The sequence below is a fragment of the Hymenobacter amundsenii genome (assembly GCF_002204745.1).
Taxonomy (GTDB): Bacteria; Bacteroidota; Bacteroidia; order Cytophagales; family Hymenobacteraceae; genus Hymenobacter; species Hymenobacter amundsenii.
Map to the genome: position 1 here is coordinate 43,566 of NZ_NIRR01000021.1, position 17,560 is coordinate 61,125.

15 protein-coding genes are annotated in these 17,560 nt (G+C 57.7%); 6 read left to right on the forward strand and 9 right to left on the reverse strand.

Going from position 1 to position 17,560, the window contains the following annotated elements; all coding sequences use genetic code 11:
• Positions 1–173 precede the first annotated feature (173 nt).
• The 3 genes from CDA63_RS12970 to CDA63_RS12980 all read right to left on the reverse strand — a co-directional run bounded on the left by CDA63_RS12970 (position 174) and on the right by CDA63_RS12980 (position 3,831).
• A complete protein-coding gene (locus tag CDA63_RS12970) occupies positions 174–2,216 on the reverse strand; it encodes an OmpA family protein (RefSeq protein WP_088464888.1) in 2,043 nt (680 codons plus the stop codon).
• 124 nt (positions 2,217–2,340) lie between these two features.
• A complete protein-coding gene (locus CDA63_RS12975) occupies positions 2,341–3,375 on the reverse strand; it encodes a tetratricopeptide repeat protein (protein WP_165768292.1) in 1,035 nt (344 codons plus the stop codon).
• 159 nt (positions 3,376–3,534) lie between these two features.
• A complete protein-coding gene (locus CDA63_RS12980) occupies positions 3,535–3,831 on the reverse strand; it encodes a hypothetical protein (protein WP_242434662.1) in 297 nt (98 codons plus the stop codon).
• A gap of 193 nt (positions 3,832–4,024) precedes the next feature.
• Here CDA63_RS12980 and CDA63_RS12985 point away from each other — a divergent pair, with 193 nt between their 5' ends.
• The 3 genes from CDA63_RS12985 (at position 4,025) to CDA63_RS12995 (ending at position 6,301) form a co-directional block, all read left to right on the forward strand.
• A complete protein-coding gene (locus CDA63_RS12985) occupies positions 4,025–4,447 on the forward strand; it encodes a BrxA/BrxB family bacilliredoxin (protein ID WP_088464891.1) in 423 nt (140 codons plus the stop codon).
• A 141-nt stretch (positions 4,448–4,588) separates the two neighbouring features.
• Positions 4,589–5,302, forward strand: coding sequence for a GNAT family N-acetyltransferase (locus CDA63_RS12990; protein ID WP_088464892.1), 714 nt, complete (start codon positions 4,589–4,591; stop codon positions 5,300–5,302).
• Positions 5,303–5,374: 72 nt separating this feature from the next.
• Complete coding sequence (locus tag CDA63_RS12995) at positions 5,375–6,301, forward strand: glycosyltransferase family 2 protein (protein WP_088464893.1); 927 nt, start codon at positions 5,375–5,377, stop codon at positions 6,299–6,301.
• 105 nt (positions 6,302–6,406) lie between these two features.
• Here the strand turns inward: CDA63_RS12995 and CDA63_RS13000 are convergent, their stop codons facing one another.
• The 3 genes from CDA63_RS13000 to recQ form a co-directional block, all read right to left on the reverse strand.
• Entirely contained in the window at positions 6,407–7,060 is a 654-nt protein-coding gene (locus tag CDA63_RS13000) for an HNH endonuclease (RefSeq protein ID WP_088464894.1), read from the reverse strand.
• A complete protein-coding gene (locus tag CDA63_RS13005) occupies positions 7,061–8,329 on the reverse strand; it encodes an AAA family ATPase (protein ID WP_088464895.1) in 1,269 nt (422 codons plus the stop codon).
• A gap of 106 nt (positions 8,330–8,435) precedes the next feature.
• Positions 8,436–10,646, reverse strand: a complete 2,211-nt coding sequence (recQ, locus tag CDA63_RS13010) for a DNA helicase RecQ (RefSeq protein WP_088464896.1) — start codon at positions 10,644–10,646, stop codon at positions 8,436–8,438.
• A 181-nt stretch (positions 10,647–10,827) separates the two neighbouring features.
• On the opposite strand from recQ, the gene CDA63_RS13015 reads away from it, so the two are divergent.
• Together CDA63_RS13015 and CDA63_RS13020 are read left to right on the forward strand one after the other, a co-directional pair.
• Positions 10,828–11,805 carry a KpsF/GutQ family sugar-phosphate isomerase gene (locus CDA63_RS13015; protein WP_165768293.1) on the forward strand — a complete coding sequence of 326 codons (978 nt, stop codon included), beginning with the start codon at positions 10,828–10,830 and terminating at the stop codon, positions 11,803–11,805.
• A gap of 146 nt (positions 11,806–11,951) precedes the next feature.
• Positions 11,952–13,079, forward strand: a complete 1,128-nt coding sequence (locus CDA63_RS13020) for a mannose-1-phosphate guanylyltransferase (RefSeq protein ID WP_088464897.1) — start codon at positions 11,952–11,954, stop codon at positions 13,077–13,079.
• Between the two features lie 92 nt (positions 13,080–13,171).
• On the opposite strand, the gene CDA63_RS13025 is transcribed toward CDA63_RS13020, so the two are convergent.
• A complete protein-coding gene (locus tag CDA63_RS13025) occupies positions 13,172–14,407 on the reverse strand; it encodes an NADP-dependent isocitrate dehydrogenase (RefSeq protein ID WP_088464898.1) in 1,236 nt (411 codons plus the stop codon).
• 266 nt (positions 14,408–14,673) lie between these two features.
• On the opposite strand from CDA63_RS13025, the gene CDA63_RS13030 reads away from it, so the two are divergent.
• Positions 14,674–15,057, forward strand: coding sequence for a hypothetical protein (locus tag CDA63_RS13030; protein ID WP_088464899.1), 384 nt, complete (start codon positions 14,674–14,676; stop codon positions 15,055–15,057).
• Between the two features lie 159 nt (positions 15,058–15,216).
• Here the strand turns inward: CDA63_RS13030 and rlmB are convergent, their stop codons facing one another.
• The gene (rlmB, locus tag CDA63_RS13035) at positions 15,217–16,230 is read right to left on the reverse strand and encodes a 23S rRNA (guanosine(2251)-2'-O)-methyltransferase RlmB (RefSeq protein WP_199797530.1); all 1,014 of its coding nucleotides are present in this window, start codon (positions 16,228–16,230) and stop codon (positions 15,217–15,219) included.
• Positions 16,231–16,268: 38 nt separating this feature from the next.
• Positions 16,269–17,480: a GWxTD domain-containing protein gene (locus CDA63_RS13045; protein WP_088464902.1), complete on the reverse strand. Its 1,212-nt coding sequence runs from the start codon at positions 17,478–17,480 to the stop codon at positions 16,269–16,271.
• Positions 17,481–17,560: the final 80 nt, after the last annotated feature.

Below are 17,560 nucleotides of genomic sequence, written 5' to 3' on the forward strand. Positions count from 1 at the left end.
CGCGGCGACGGATGCTTCTGCGTTTGAGCGGGTCGTTTGCCCGGCGAACCAGTTGGTTTAGGCGTTCAGCTGGGTCCTAAGAGTGTGGCACAGACTTCAGTCCGGAACCCGACTAACAGGCCGTTCAAGCCAGCGAGCTACGGCCTGAAGTCCGTGCCACATTCTCTGCCTACCTACTTGCCCGTTACCTTGAACTCGGTGCGCCGGTTGAGCTGGCGACCAGCTTTGGTGGTGTTGGGCGCCACCGGCTCGGTGTCGCCGTAGCCGGCGAAGGTCAGGCGGCCGCGGTCAATGCCCTTGGTCAGCAGGTAGTCGACTACGGCTTTAGCGCGGCGCTGGGAGAGGTCCTTGTTGTAGGCAGCGTTACCCACGTTGTCGGTGTGGCCCGAGATTTCGAGGCGCAGGGCAGGCGTTTCGGCCAGCAGCTTCTGGAGGCGCTCCAGCTCGCCGGTGCTTTCGGGGCGCAAGGTCGCCTTGTCGAAGTCGAAGAAGATGTTGTTGAGCACCACTTTCACGCCTACGTCGAGCTTTTTGAGCGCAATATCTTTCACCACTTCCGCGTAAGCTGAGCCGGCCGGCAAGTCGAAGTTTTCGGAGTGGAACAGGTAGCCGTCCTTGCGCACCACGATGCCGTAGTTCACGCCCGAAGGCAGCGATACAAGGTAGCGCCCTGATTTCTCGTTCGACTGAAACGAGGCAATGACCCGGTTGAGCGAGTTATCAATCACGTCAATCGTAGCCTCCAGCGGCTGGCGGCTGGCTTCCTCCGTCACTACGCCCTTCAAAATCGTAACCTGGGCGGCCACAATGGCTACTGGCGGGGCCAGCAGGATTTCCTTTACCGGCTGCACCCGCGAGGCCAGCAGCTGGTCTTCTTGGCTGAGCACGGGCGGTTTTTCGGCCCCCAGAAATGTAATCTGGTAGATATCCTTCGAGCCCAGCCCGTCATCCCGAAACGAGGAATAATAACCGTGGCGGCCCGAGGCCGAAATCACGAAAAACACGTCGTCGTCGGGCGTGTTGATGGGCCAGCCCAGGTTTTCGGGCGCGCTCCATTTGCCGTTCTCAAACACCGATTTGAAGATGTCGTAGCCGCCCATCGAGTTGTGGCCCTCCGAGCTGAAATACATCGTTTTGCCGTCGGGGTGCAAGAAAACGCCCTCCTCGCCGTATTGGGTATTAATAACCGAGCCCAGGTTCTGGGCCGGCCCGCGGCCCTCAATTTCAATCTTGTAAATATCCCGGCTGCCCATACCGCCCTCCTTGTCGCTCACGAAAAACAGGCTGCGGCCGTCGGGCGTGTAGGAGGCCGACGACTCGTGGTACTTGGAGTTGATGCGCGAACCCAGCTTTTGGGGCTTGCGCCACTCCACGCCCCGCAACTCAGCCTGTTGCAGGTCGCCGCCGTTGTCTTCCACGTACACGAGCAGGCGCTGGCCGTCGGGGGCGAGGCCCACGGTGGCGTCATGGCCGTCGGTATTAATGGCGTCGCCCAGGTTAGTGGCGGCGCTCCAGCCGTCCTTGCCCTCGCGGGTGCTTTGGTAGATGTCCTCGAAAAAGCCGCCCAGCTCGGGGTCGGTGTTGCCGCCCGTCGAGCCGGCCCGCCGTGAGGTAAACAGAATCACCGATTCGTCGGCCGTAATCACGGGGCCGTACTCGGGGTAGGGCGAGTTGATGCCCGGCCCGGCGTTGTCGATGAACACGCGGGTGGGTTTGGCTGCCAGCTTACGGCCGTTCTCGCACTCCTTTATTTTCTTCTGGATGTCGAGCACCAATCCGGCCGTGTTTTTGGCTCCGGTAGCGGGCGTAGCGCGCTTGTACTCGGCCACGGCCTCGTCCCACTTGGCGTTCAAGTGCAGGCCCCGGCCCAGCAGGTAATGGATGCGCGGGCTTACGTCGGGGTTGAGCTGGTAGGCTTTCTGCAGGTAGGTGAGGGCCCGGGGCTTGAAGCCCGAATGCAGGTAGCAGTCGCCGATTTTGTAGTTGAGCTGGTCGTTGTTGGGGTTGAACTGCTGGGCTTTAAGGTAGCGGGCCAGGGCCTGCTCGTAGTGGGGTGGGTCGGTTTCGTAAAACTCGTCGCCGGCCTTGATTTCCTTCTGGGCCGCTTTCAGCCCTTCCTTGTCGTTGCCGAACCGGTCTTTGCTGAACTCCACGCTCTGGGCCGAAGCCGCCGCGGGGGCCGCGAGCAGCAGCATAGCGAGTAGGTATCTGTACATAGCAGTTGGGGTGGTAGGGGCGCGTTGCAAGCGCCCATTCGGCAGGACTTTAACTAAATCAAACGGTCAGCCAAGCAGGTCTTGGGTACCATTGGGAGGGTAGGCGGGCGCGTGCAACGCGTCCCTACGGGCAGCCCGAATTGGCGGCGTGGGTGAGGCCCACGGCCAGGCCCAGGTCGGCGGCGCGGTGCCAGTCCTGGCAGGCGGCGTCGGGCTGGCGGAGCATTTCGCGGGCGTGGCCCCGGTTGAGGTAGGCTTCGGCGTACTCCTTGTTCAGGCTGATGGCCTGGCTGGCGTCGGCGTCGGCCTTTTTATAGTCTTCGAGTTTGAGATAGGCGGCGGCGCGGTTGTTCCAGGCGAAGGCGTAGCCAGCATCGAGCGTCACGGCCCGCGTGAAATCCTCTGCGGCGCCCTTGTAGTCGGCCTGCTCGTAGCGGGCGGCGCCACGATTGGTGTAGGCCAGGGCGTTGTCCTGCTTCTTGGTCAGGTAGTTGTTGTAGTCCTGGATGGCGCCCTTCAGGTCGCCGGCGCGGCGGCGGGTACCGGCCCGGTTGAGGAGCGCCGGCAGCAGATCGGGCTGGAGCTTCAGGGCCTGGCTGTAATCCTGAATGGCGGCGGACAGGCTCCCGAGTTGGCGCTGGGCGCTGCCCCGGTCGTGCCAAGCGTAGGCGTAGGTAGCGTCGGCCTTGATGGCAGCATCGAAATCGGCTTTGGCCGCGGCGTAATCGGCCTTTTCAAACCGGAGGGCGCCCCGGTAGTACCAGGCGGGGGCGTAGTCGGCCTGCCGCTCGGTGGCTCGGCCGTAGTCCAGCTCGGCCTCGGTTGGTTGTTGCAACGCTTCCTCGGCCCGGGCCCGCCCGAAGTAGGGCGTAAACGAGTTCGGGTCGAGCTTGATGGCCTGGTCGTAGTCCTGCACGGCCGGCTGGTAATCTTTGAGCTCATAGCGGGCGGCAGCGCGGTTGGAGTAGGCGCGGGCGAAATCGGGCTTGGCGGCCAGGGCCTTGTCAAAATCGAGCACCGCCGCGCGGTAGCTTTTCTGGTTGAACTTGGCCAGCCCGCTGTTGTAGAGCTTCTCGGCCTGCTGGTCGGGCGGCAGGGTGGAGGCCCGCACCGAATCGACTTGGGCGTGGGCGGCGCCCGCGCCTAGCAGGAGTGTCAACAGCAATAAACACGTTTTTCGCATAGCACCGCGCCGATTTCAAAGACGCGGGATAAATATAAATTTATTTGCTGAATATGCCCTTAAAGGGGATTGAAAATGATTCTTATTTGTCTTTTGACAAGATTGAATAGCAATGGTGCCGCTGCTTACCGCGGCTCAGGCCGGCAGTTGGGTCCGCACCAGCTCCTTCCACTCGTGGCGCAGCGAGCCGTCGAATTCGGGACGGCGGGCGCGGTTATACCAATAGGCGGCATTGCCGGCATCGCCCTGCTGGCGGTGCAGAAAGGCGTGGAGCCAGTCGAAGAGGGGCGCGTTTTCGTGCTCCTCGGCAATGGCGTGGGCGCGGTGCCACTCGTCGCGGCCGGCGTACCAGAGGGCTTCGAGGAAGGGCGAAAGACCGGCGGGTACTTCGGACTGGGTCTGGGAATCGGAAAATTCAGTATAAGTCATCATCAAAATGGCAAGAGCTATTGGCGTAGCAGAAGCCCAGGTCGGGCATTAACAGTTTCATTCAGTAAACTTCTCAGGCCCGGCCATGGTTTTAGCGCCCAACCGTGGGAGTGCGGCGGCAGTTGCGTAATTTTACGCCGCCGCCGGGCAACGTGCCCCCCGGAACAGTTCATTTTCTAACGCCTAGCTTTCTACTATGGCCACGTACCCCGAATATATGGTAGCGCCGATTCGCCAGGACCTCGTTGAGGCCGGTTTCGAGCAGCTCATGACCCCCGAAGAAGTTGATGGCGCCCTCACGGCCGACAGCGGCACCGTGCTGGTAGCCGTGAACTCGGTTTGTGGCTGCGCGGCGGCTAAAGCCCGTCCGGCCCTTAAAATGGCCGTTTCCAGCTCCGATAAGAAGCCCGCCAAACTCGTGACGGTATTTGCCGGCATGGAGGGCGAAGCCGTGGCCCAGGCCCGCCAGCACATGCTGCCCTACCCGCCCAGCAGCCCCTGCATCGCGTTATTTAAAGATGGTGAGCTGGTGCACATGATTGAGCGCCACCACATCGAAGGCAACGACCTGATGCGCATCGTTAACAACCTGCAGGGCGCCTTCGAGGAGTACTGCTAGGCAACAGCCGCCAGATTGTTGGCATAAAAGCAACGACGCCCGTGGCCCTGCGCTACGGGCGTCGTTGCTTTGGCGGCCGGTTCTGTCGCCCGCATCGTAAAACGGCCGTTATCTTCGGGTCTCGCATTCTTCTATTAGCCCGTGCCCATTCAACATCTACCCTGGGACAGTGCATTTCTCGGATTCGCCGTGGGGCAGCTCCCCGCCGCGGCTCTGACGACGCCCGCGCAGCTGGCAACGACCCTCGACGAGGCCCGCCGCCAGAAATACCGGCTGCTCTACTGTTTCGTGGCCCCCGCCTCGGCCGCCGATGCCGTCCTGCAAGCGTGTCCGCTGGCGCTACTATCCGACCGGAAGGTGCGGTTCCGGCTGCCGGTGGCGGCTCATCAGCCCAAGGCACTCCCAGCCGGTATCGTGCCCACCCATGAGTACAGTGCCGCGCTGCGGGCGTTGGCCCCGCAGGCAGGTGCCTACTCGCGTTTTCAGACCGACCCTAACTTTGCCCCCGACGTAGGCTTACAGCTGTACGAGCTGTGGCTAGCCCGTTCGCTCAGCGGCGAGCTGGCCCGTGAGGTACTGGTGTATCAACCCGACCCGGCCGCTCCACCCCAGGGATTTGTAACGCTGGTCGATAAGGGGGCATCTACGGAAATAGGGCTTATTGCCGTGGATGCCGCCCAGCGCGGCCGGGGTATCGGGGCCGCTTTAGTTGAAGCCGCCCGCTGCCGGGCCGCCGCCGTGGGCCACGCGGCGGTAGAGCTCACCACCCAGGCTGCCAACCCGGCCTGCAACTTCTACCGGCGCGAAGGCTTCGAGGTGGTGCACGAGGAGCACGTGTACCACCTGTGGCTGTAACCCTGAGGCGGCGGCCGGGCCAATAGCGGGAATACCGTCATCTTTGCAGCGCCCGCCCTCAACCCCACACCCATGCCCGACTACTCGGTGGTAGTGCCCGTTTACCTGGGCCAGCATACGCTGCCCGCCCTCACGGCCCAGCTCGGCGACTTTTTCGCGGCCGCCGGCAGCACGTTCGAGCTTATTTTCGTGTACGACTGTGGGCCCGACGACTCCTGGGCCGTTATCCGGGCGTTGCAGGCGCAGTACGGGCCCGAGCTGATCCGGGCCATTCACCTGACGCGCAATTTTGGCCAGCACAACGCCTTGCTCTGCGGGTTTGCCGAGGCCCGGGGAAGCTTCATTATCACGCTCGATGAGGATTTACAGCACCGCCCCGCCGATATCGGGCGGCTGATAGAGCGCCAGCAGGAAGGGGATTTCGACGTGGTGTACGGGATGCCCGAAAACCTACGCCATTCGCCCTTCCGCAACTTCGCCTCGCGGCTGATGCGCCGCCTGCTGCAAGCCGGCATCCCCGACCTGCACCCCCACTACTCGGCCTTTCGCCTCCTCAAAACTGACATCGCCTGCGCCTGCCTCGACATGCGCAACTCCCACACCTTCCTCGACGGCTACCTGACCTGGCTGACGACCCACGTGGCCAGTACGCCGGTCACGCACCAGCCCCGGGCGGCCGGGAGCAGCGGTTACACGTTGGGCAAGCTGCTGGCCTTCTCCCTCAACATCTTCGTCACGTTCTCCAACCTGCCCATCCGGCTGCTCACGGCGCTTTCGGTGCTCGTATTCCTCGTTACCAGCGGCTACTCGGGCTACGTGTTGGTGCGCAAGCTGATTTACAACGATTTCCTGCTGGGCTTCCCCTCGCTCATCATCTCCATTGGCTTCGGCGTGGGCCTGATTATGCTGGGGCTGGGTATTCTGGGCGAGTACATCTACCGCATCAACCTCAAAACCACCCGCCGCCCCAACTTCGTGAAGCGGAAGATGAGGGGTTAGAATATTTATAAATTTGTTGTATAAGAAATTTGAATGTTAGTGTGATTAATAGCTGTAGATTTTGTTAGCAAGAAAGCAAAATTGAATATTAATAAAAATATATAATCAAAAAATGAAATCTAGCTCTTGCGCAATTGCATAGCATTTAAGTGTAAGGCTGTGTTCTTTCTCAGGCTGTATCATTGATAGTATTTCATCTTTTAATATATCTTTAAGTAATAAATGATTTTCTCGGTAGTATTTATCAATTAAATTTTGAAAGGAGTCTATAGCTTCACGCCTTTTTTCAGGTAAAGGAGCTCTATTTAGCTTGAGAAGTTTATGGGTAAATTCTCCTTTCGTACTACCATTTACATGCATAACAAGGGTAGCAAAAACTTTTAAATGTTTATTAATATTATCTACATAAGGATTTAATAATAGTGTTGGCTGCTCAAAATAATCTCCTTTGTTGTTATTACACACGCTGCAGGATAATGTCAAATTATCCCACTCAAATGCCGTCAATGGATTCTTCCTTTTAGGAATTATATGTTCTATATCTCCGTAATCAACATCAAGAATAAAGCTTTCGCAATATGCGCATTTTCCATTTGTTTCCTCAATCAGAGCTTTTTTTACATTTGGATGGTTATATTTATTGATTATCGCGTCTGGTATCCTATTACCCGCGTTGAAAAATATTAGTGCCTCATTAGTCCATTGATTAGCATGATTTTGCAAAATCAGAGGCTTTAAACCTTTCGTTAAATTAATCATTTAATTATCAATGATTTTATATTCTTCTACAAGTTTTATTAATGATGAAGAAACGTATTTTCCGAGGCCAGCATCTATTAGTGATTGTTTGAAGCTAGCCACATTTTCCTTATTTACGCCAATATTTTTATACTGATTAACAATTGATTCAATTTTAGCATCAACCCAATCTGGCATAGTATCATCTAGTCCTAGTACTTCACGCAGAATATCATTAGCAGTGCCAGCCTTATCTACCGTTTCCAAAAGAGTTGAATATACTTTATTGCTTTCGTCGTATCTAAGCGCATAAGCGTTTGATTCAGGGATGGAGCCAATAATAAAAGGACTATGAGTTGAAACTATAAATTGGCAGTTAGGAAATGCATTTATCATATTAACTAAAACGCTTTTTTGTATTTCAGGATGGAGATGATTTTCTGGTTCATCAATTGTGATAACGAAAGGAAATCCATCGTTATCATACATATATATCTGCCATGCTAAATCTATTATTGATGCTACACCGCCTGATACAGCATCAATAGGAAATTCGCCAGTAGCAGTGACAAGGACTACCTCAGGCATCCTGACAGATATGGATTGAAATCCTAAATTTTTTGGTAATACAACCTTTAAAATGTTTTTAAACCCTTCTAGTAGTTGTAAAGCTTGAGGATTTGGTTGAATTACTGCATTGCCTTCTCCAAAAGCACCCAATGAAATAAGGGTTTCTTTTATATAATATGTTTCTGTTCTGTTATTGGTTTGTCCTCCATTATATCTATTGATATAAGAATTTCTGTAGTTCTGATATATCTGACTCTTCGTACTTACGTTTGTTGGAATTGTGCTAACTGATTCATATTTGAATATTGGTCTGTGTGAAGATATAGATGCGCCTTTAACGGATTGCATGCTATTAAATTGAAAATGATATATCGAACCTGTGTTCTCAGGAATATTAATTTGTGATATAGTCCCATTCCCATATTCTACACTCCCAATGTTGATAGTGCCACTATGCATCCCAGGTGGATAATTATTAGGTGCTAAACCTACTCTTTTCTGCCCCCAAATGCTAGATAAATATTTTAATCCACCAGAGGCTATGATAGGAACTCCTATTAATTGTGGTGTAATTCCGCCAAAATGCTGGTTAAGTACACCGAGTAAAGTTGTCTTACCTGCTCCATTAGCACCTGTTATAATAGTGAGACGAGGATGGAAGTTGATATCAATATTCTTATATTGTCTCCAGCCATCAATTTTCAAATTTTTGAACAGCATATTGCTTGAAGTATTTTAAAATGAGATGATTTTGATTTGGATTTTTGCATACATTAACATTAGGTATATGCGAATATTAATGTGTATTGGAGTGGATAAATAAACATTAGTTCGCTACTTCGCTCAAGAACTTAATCCGCATCAGGCGCAAATCTTCCTCGGTGTAGTCGTCGGTGCCGAGCTCCTTGAGGGCGGCGGCGATGTTGTCGGTGCTGGCCGACATGAAGTAGTCGTAGATTTCGTCCTGGCGGTCCTGGTCGAGCACGCCGTTGATGTAGTAGCCCAGGTTGAGCTTGGTGCCCGAGTAGCAGATGTGCTCGATTTCCTCCATTAGCTCCCGCATTTCGAGGCCCTTGGAGGACGCAATTTCCTCCAGGTCCATCTTCTTGTCGATCTGCTGGATGATGTAAATCTTGATTTTCGACTTATTGACGGCCGATTTCACCACCACGTCGGCGGCCGTCGTGATGTCGTTGTCCTCTACGTACTGCTTAATCAGCGTCAGGAAGGGGGTGCCGAACTTCTGGGCCTTACCCTGGCCCACGCCCGATACGTGCGCCAGATCCTCCATTTTGGTGGGGAAGGTGGTGGCCATTTCCTTCAGCGAAGGGTCCTGGAAGAGCACGTAGGGCGGCAGGTTTTTCTGGTTGGCCACCTTCTTGCGCAATGCCTTCAGCATGTCGAACAGCGCCTCATCGTGGCCGGCGGCCAGCTGCACGTCCTCCTGCTGCTGCTCCTCCTTTACTTCCTCATCGTAGTTGTGGTCTTTAGTGAGTTTCATGGAATGGGGATTTTCGATGAAATCAAGTCCTTTTTGCGTTACGCGAATAACACCAGAATTTTCTACATCCTTGGCCAGTAGCCCATTGAGCAGCGACTGGCGCAGCAGCGAGTGCCAGAACTGGGCGTCGTGGCCGCTGCCCTGCCCGTACACGGGCAGGCTGTTGTGGCCGTAACTGACCACGTGGGGGTTCGACATGCCCATGAGCACGGTACCGAGGTGGTCGAGGCCGAACCGTTCGCCGGTCTGCACGGCGGCTTTCAGGGCCAGCAGCACCTCGGCCTGGGCCTCGAACCGCTCCTTGGGGTGGCGGCAGTTGTCGCAGAAGCCGCAGTCTTTGGCGTAAACTTCGCCGAAGTAGTGCAGCAGCTGCTTGCGCCGGCAAACCGCCGAATCGGCATAGTTGGCCATTTCCTGAAGCAGCTGCTTGCCGTTGTCGCGCTCGGTTACGGGCTTGTCCTTGTTGAACTTCTCCAGCTTCACGATGTCGTCGTAGCTGTAGAACATCAGGCAGTCGCCATCCATCCCGTCGCGGCCGCCGCGGCCGGTCTCCTGGTAGTAGCCCTCGATGCTCTTGGGCGTGTCGTAATGAATCACGAAGCGCACGTCGGGCTTGTCGATGCCCATGCCGAAGGCAATGGTGGCCACAATAACATCGCACTCCTCGTGTAGAAACGCGTCTTGGTTGGCCATGCGCACGTGGGGGTCGAGGCCGGCGTGGTAGGGCAGGGCCCGCACATCGTTTACGCGCAGCAGCTCGGCAATTTCCTCCACCTTCTTGCGGCTCAAGCAGTACACGATGCCGGCCTGGTCCTTGTGCTGCTTCACGTACTGAATCAGCTGCTTTTTGGTGTTGTGCTTGGGCCGTACTTCGTAGTAGAGATTGGTGCGGTTGAAGCTGGTTTTGAATACCGAGGCATCATCCATCTGCAGGTTTTTCTGGATGTCCTGCTGCACTTTGGGCGTGGCCGTGGCCGTGAGGGCAATAATGGGCACGTTGGCGCCTAGGTTGTCGATGATACCGCGGATTTTGCGGTATTCGGGCCGGAAATCGTGGCCCCACTCCGAAATGCAGTGGGCCTCATCAATGGCTACGAAGCTAATGGTGGCCTTGTGCAGAAACTCGATGGTGTCGTCCTTGGTCAACGATTCGGGCGCCACGTACAGCAGGCGCACCTCGCCGCTAATCACGTCGCGCTTCACCCGGTTCATCTCCGATTTGCTCAGCGTGGAGTTCAGGAATTGCGCGTTCACGCCGAAGGCATTGAGCTGATCGACCTGGTTTTTCATCAGGGCAATGAGGGGCGAAATCACGATGGCCGTGCCCGGTAGCACCAGCGCCGGCAGCTGGTAGCACAGGCTTTTGCCGGCCCCAGTAGGCATAATTACGAAGGTGTTATGGCCGGCAATGACGTTCTGGATGATATCCTCCTGCACGCCGCGGAACTGTCCGTAGCCGAAAACTTCCTTTAACTTGCCCTTCAAATCAGCCTGCTGTTGTACTTCCTGCTGCACTTCCTGGTTTACCGCTGACATCGACATCCGCACTTAGCTCGATTAGGTTGATTGAATAAGAGTGACGGCCCTAAAGGGGTTGCCAAACTCAATCTAAGGATTTTATGGGTATTCGGCACCGGACCCGGGCGATTAGAAAAAACGCCCCGACCAACTGGGCTCCTGCTGAACCTCAGTTTTGAAACCTGATATCAAATTTAGATTGAAACTGCCTACCGAACTTCATAACATCGCAAAAAAAGTGCTCCAACTGGAAGCGGAAGCCATCCAGGGCGTAGCGGCAGCCCTCGATGAGCGCCCCGATTTTGCACAATGCGTAGATGCCATTCTCGCGCGCCGGGGCCGGGTCGTGGTGACGGGCATTGGCAAGAGCGCCCACATTGCGGGCAAAATGGTGGCTACGTTCAACTCAACCGGCACCCCCTCCTTGTTCATGCACGCCGCCGACGCCATCCACGGCGACCTGGGTATGATTCAGGCCGATGACTTCGTCATTGCCATCAGCAAGTCGGGCGATACGCCCGAAATAAAGGTGCTTGTGCCCCTGCTTAAGCGCAAGGGCGTGCCGCTGGCGGCCCTCGTGAGCAACGCCGACTCCTACCTGGCGCAGCAAGCCGATTACATCCTGCATGCCCCCGTGAAAAGCGAGGCCTGCCCCCACAACCTGGCCCCCACCACCAGCACCACCGCTGCCCTGGCCCTGGGCGACGCGCTGGCCGTATGCTTGCTCGAAAGCCGCGAGTTTTCGCGCCAGGATTTTGCCCACCTGCACCCCGGCGGCACGCTGGGCAAGCAGCTCTACCTGAAAGTAGGTGACCTGAGCCGCCAGAACCAGCAACCCCAGGTAACCGAATCGGCCCCGTTGCGCGATATTATAATGGAAATTTCGGGCAAGCGCCTCGGGGCTACCGCCGTGCTGGCCGCTGGCGGCGAGCTGCTGGGCATCATCACCGACGGCGACTTGCGCCGCATGCTCACCACTTACGAGGGCCGCCTCGAAACCGTGCTGGCCCGCGACATCCTCACGCCCAACCCCATAACGGTAGAGGCCGATGATTTTGCGGTGGAGGCCTTGGCCCGGATGCAGGCCCGCAACATCACGCAATTGCTGGTAACGGAGCAGGGCCAGTTCAGCGGCTTCATTCACCTGCACGATTTGCTGCGCGAAGGGCTGGTGTAGCAGCACGCTTGCCCTCTGGCAGGGTTGCCAAGTTCTTCTTCGGTACCTTGTTGGCACCGCCTGGCTCCGGCTAAGCCGCACTGGCCGTATGGCCGCAGTTATTCGCTCTTTCATTCGCCGTTTCACGTTAATCTGATCTGACTTCGATGGAAAAACATACCTATCTGGTCGTGATGGCCGGCGGCATCGGCAGCCGTTTCTGGCCTTTCAGCCGCACCCACCACCCCAAGCAATTCCATGATGTGCTGGGCCTGGGCCGCTCGATGCTCCAGCTAACCGTTGACCGATTCCGGGGTATGTGCCCACCCGAAAACGTGTTCGTCGTCACGAACCGCGACTATACGGAACTGGTGCAGCAGCATTTGCCCGAACTGACTCCTGATCAGATTCTGGGCGAGCCCATCGGCCGCAACACGGCCCCTTGCATCGCCTACGCCAGCTACCGCATCGCCCGCCTCGACCCCGAGGCCGTGATAGTGGTCACGCCCGCCGACCATGCCGTGATGCACGAGGACAACTTCCGCGCTGCCATCCGTACGGCCATCGACGGTGCCCGGGCCCACAACGTGCTTATCACGCTTGGCATTCAGCCCTCGCGCCCCGATACCGGCTACGGCTACATTCAGTTCCTCGACGATTTTGTGAAGCCCCAGGACGTGCAGACCATGCCCGGCCACACCAATGGCACGTTCCCGAAAGAGCTGCGCAAGGTGAAAACCTTCACGGAAAAGCCCAATCCGGAACTGGCCCAGATGTTTGTGAACAGCGGCGAGTTTCTCTGGAACTCGGGCCTGTTCGTATGGCGGGCCGATGCCATTATTCAGGCCTTCCACCACTACCTGAGCGATATTGCCGAGGTATTCGAGGAGGGTGCCGACCAGCTGGGCACGCCCCAGGAGGAGGAGTTCATTTCCCGCGCCTATAGCCTCTGCCGCAACATCAGCATCGACTACGGGGTGATGGAAAAGGCCGACAACGTGTACGTGCTGCCCGCCGATTTCGGCTGGAGCGACCTGGGCACCTGGGACTCGCTGCACCGCATGGGCCAGCACGATGCCGATGAGAACGTAGTCGATGGGAACGCCCTGCTCTACGATACCAAGGAGTGCGTCATCAAAACGCCCGCCGAGCGCCTCGTAGTGGTGCAGGGCCTCGAAGGATACATCGTGGCCGAGTATGATAACGTGCTGCTCATCTGCAAGCGCACCGAGGAACAGCGCGTCAAGGATTTCGTGGCCGACGTGAAATCGAAAAAGGGCGTCGGGTACAATTAAGAATTAACAATTAGGGATTAAGAATCGGGCCGTTCCGCTACTCCTTACGAGGTAGCGGAACAGCCCGATTCTTAATCCCTAATTGTTAATTCTTAATTGCTCGTCAGTTTGGCTTGCAGGTTCTCATCAAGGGCAGCCAGGAATTCCTCGGTGTAGAGGTAGTCGCGGCCGTGCTCGACCTTGTTGCCGTGGATGCAGACGGCGAGGTCCTTGGTCATTTTGCCGCTTTCTACGGTTTCGATGCACACTTGCTCCAGCGCGTGGCAGAAGTCGATGAGCTCCTGGTTGCCGTCGAGCTTGCCGCGGAACTCCAGGCCCCGGGTCCAGGCGAAGATGCTGGCGATGGGGTTGGTGCTGGTGGGCTTGCCGTTCTGGTGGTCGCGGTAGTGGCGCGTTACGGTGCCATGGGCTGCTTCGGCCTCCATGGTGCCGCCGTCGGGCGTCACGAGCACCGAAGTCATCAGGCCCAGCGAGCCGAAGCCCTGGGCCACGGTGTCGCTCTGCACGTCGCCGTCGTAGTTTTTGCAGGCCCACACGAAATTGCCGTTCCACTTCAGCGCCGAGGCCACCATGTCGTCAATCAGGCGGTGCTCGTAGGTGATGCCGGCTTCCTTGAACTTGGCCAAGTAGTCCTGCTCGTAAATCTCTTGGAAGATGTCCTTGAAACGACCATCGTACTTCTTGAGAATGGTGTTTTTGGTGGAAAGGTACAGCGGCCAGTTCTTGCTCAGGGCCTGGTTGAAGCAGGCGTGGGCGAAGCCGCGGATGGATTCGTCGGTGTTGTACATGGCCAGGGCCACACCGTCGCCTTTAAAGTTGTAGACCTCAAACGACTGGGTTTCGCCGCCGTCTTCGGGCTGGAAGGTGATGGTGAGCTTGCCCTTGCCCTTGGTCAGGAAGTCGGTGGCGCGGTACTGGTCGCCGAAGGCGTGGCGGCCGATGCAGATGGGAGCCGTCCAGTTGGGCACGAGGCGGGGCACGTTGCTCATTACAATCGGCTCGCGGAACACCGTGCCGTCGAGGATGTTGCGGATAGTACCGTTGGGGGAGCGCCACATTTGCTTGAGACCGAACTCCTCCACCCGCTGCTCGTCGGGCGTAATGGTGGCGCACTTGATGCCCACACCATATTGCTTGATGGCGTTGGCCGCGTCGATGGTTACCTGGTCGTTGGTTTCGTCGCGGTACTCAATGCCCAGGTCGTAGTACTTAATATCTAGTTCGAGGTAAGGCGTAATCAGCTTGTCCTTGATGAACTTCCAGATGATACGCGTCATTTCGTCGCCGTCCAGCTCAACTATTGGGTTGGCTACCTTGATTTTGGTCATGAATGGGGGGATGTGGGAGTGAAAATAAGGCTGGCGCACTGAGTTGTTCGGCTGCCGGAGCTAGGGGATAACCAGCCCGGCTACTCAGCTGTTCGCCGGTGGCAAGATAGCAATGTGGGACTAAGCCCGCCATAAACGCAGGTTATTGGGGCAGGCGCATGTTATTTCTTCGGGCCGGAGCGTTTGCCAATTCAGCCCGATCCGGCGTATTTTAGCCCCCCTGTCCGCCGCATATTCATTTGCCTCCTCCATCTTCGCCCTCGCTCATGGACCACCCCGATGCTCTGCCGCCGCTCCGCAAGCGCGACAAACTCGCCGACTCGGCGCTATCTGTCGCCAACCGGCTGCATCCGTTGCTGGAGCTGGTAGAGCGCATTCGGCCCCACGTCGGCCACGAATCCGTGTTCAGCTCCCGCCACGACAAAATCCGGGAGCAGCTGGCCCTCGTGCATGAGCAGCTCCGGGCCGAGCAGCCGAGGCACAAGGCTGTCCGCGAAGCATTTCATGCGCTGAACGAATTTGTGCGCGAAGAGGCCCGAGAAGTGAGTAAGGATGAAGTTAAGGAATCGGGCAAACGCTTCGTCGCCGCCACCCTAAAAAACGCTCCTAAGCTGATCAGCGCCGCCCGAAAAGCGGGACTGCTGCATTGAAAGTGAGTTTTGTACTTAGACTGGAGCTTCGCGCTACAAGCTTACGGCCGCCTGTTGTGTAAGTGACAAGTGAAAGCGTGAAGAATTAAGATGGCCGCTGAACGCCCCAATCGGGAGTCGTTCAGCGGCCATCTTAATTCTTCACGCTTGATGCTGATTTCAGCTTTTAACTGCCCCCAGCCGCTGACGGAGTACCTCATACAGCATGATGCCGCTGGCGACCGATACGTTAAGGGAGCTGATCTGGCCGGCCATTGGAATGCGCAGCTTGTGGTCGGCGAGGCGCAGGTATTCGGGGCTGATGCCATCTTCCTCCGAGCCCATCAGGATGGCCAGCGGGCCGGTCAGATCCACTGTTTCGGCCTCTAGGCTGGCATCCGACTTCTCGGTACAGGCCACTACCTGCACGCCCGATTCGCGCAGGAAGGTGAGGGTTTGCTTGAGATTGTGCTCCCGGCAGACGGGGATGATGTTGAGCGCACCGGCCGACGTTTTGAGGGCGTCGCCGTTGATCTGGGCCGCGCCGTGGCTGGGTACCACAATGGCGTGCACGCCCAGGCACTCGGCGTTCCGGGCAATGGAACCGAAGTTACGCACGTCAGTAATCCGGTCGAGCACCAGCAGCAAAGGCGTTTTGCCTTCCTCGTAGAGCCCGGCCAGGATATTGTCCAGGGGCATGTAGTCAATCGGCGAAACGAAAGCTACCGCGCCCTGGTGGTTTTTGCGGGTGATGTTGTCGAGCTTCTCCACCGGTACCATCGACACGGGCACACCAGCCTCGCGGGCCAGGGCCGTGATGTCCTGGGTCATCGAGTTCTTGGTGGCGCGCAGCAGGAACACCTTGTCGAGGGTGCGACCCGCCGTCAGGGCTTCCAGAATGGGCCGGAGCCCGAAAATCATGTCGATGCTGCGGTCCTGAGCCGGGCGATGCGGGTAACGGGGCTTATCGGAGGAGCGGCTTTCGCCGCGTCCATCTTCACTGCGTCTGTCTTCACCGCGCCCATCTTCTGGCCGGCGCTCAGAGGAGCGGTTGTCGTTGTCGCGTCCTTCATCGAAACGGCCTTCCTCAGCGCGGCTGCTCTCAAAACGGTTGTCGTCGGCGCGGCCACCCTCCGGGCGCCGGCCTTCCTCGCGCCGGTCCGCATCGCGCGGATTCGGGCGGCGGTTGGGCACGGGGCGGTTTTCCGAGTCAAAAAATTGGCGGCGTTCATTTAGCGGCCGGGCTGGGCGGTTCGTCCTTTTCTCCATTGCTCCACGGCGGCATACCAGAGCGGTTCATACTCGGGGCGGCGCACCAGTTCATAGTTGTCGGGGGCAAAGGTACTCGGTTTGGCGCGGAAGATAAATGTTCCCCCGATGCCGGCGTCGCCGCGGTACAGCCACCGCTCTTCGTTGCCGTCGCGATACACTGTTTCTGGTGGCCCCATCACCAGGTACAACATTCCTCGGTCGGTGAGCCAGCCGGCTTTGTGGGCCGAAAAAAACTGACTGCCTTCGCTCACGCGGCCATAAAACGTGCGGATGAGCTGACGGGCTACCGTCTGGTTGTTGTTGGCCACGCCGAGCCAGAACTGGTCGACGGCCTTTTTGGGGTCGGGCGCGTCGAAGAGCTTCTGGCGCTCCGGCGAAGTCGTTACGTACACGAGCGGGGCAATCAGCTCGTCGGCCGAAGTCAACTCAGGAAACCGGTTCTCCTCTACCAATAGCCCTAAATGCGGCCCCCGGTCGCCGACCCGCAGCAAATACAGCCCAGCGGGTAGCCGCAGTAGTTGGTCGGCCTGGAAGCGGGCCGAATCGGCGAGGCCGAGGGTGCGCGGCTGCTCACCCAGCGTGCTCACCGAGGCCATGGGTGGGGCGGCGGCAAGCGAGCTGAGCGGGTAGCGGTAGGCGCTCAGGGCCTGGCCCGGCGCGTAGGCACTCACGCCAAACACCTGCCGGGCCCGCACATAGCGGTGCATCAGTGGCTGGCTCAGCGAATCAATCAGAATAAAGCTCCGGTTGAGGTGCTCGGGCGTGAGCCGCAGCCAGGCCGCGTCGCCGCTCACGGCTTCCTCGGCCGGCCCAATGACCATGCTCAACACCTGCCCGGCCCGCAACCGGCTCAGGGGTAACGTAAAGCTAATGCGGGCGGCCGCACCGTCGGGGCGCAGGCGGCGGGCCAGCTGGCGCACCGTGTCCTGCCAGAGCGGCCGGCGGGCGTCGAAATCGGCCCAGCCCACCACGTGCAGCGGAAACCCGCGCCGCAGGGTGCTCCGGTTCGGAAACCGCAGATACACCCGCAGGCTGTCGCCCTCGCGGCGGGTGTCCACCTCAATCGTGCGCCCCGGCCGGTACTGGGTGGCGAAGTCGCGGCGCGGCGCGGCGGCCAGCAAACCGGTGGTCAGCAGTAAAAGTAGCAACAGGAGGGAAGGCAGGTTCTTCATAGCTGAGCAGATGATAGGGGTGGAAGATAGAAGATAAGAACCGCGCAAGCTGGCGTGGAGCCACGCGAAAAGGCCGGCCC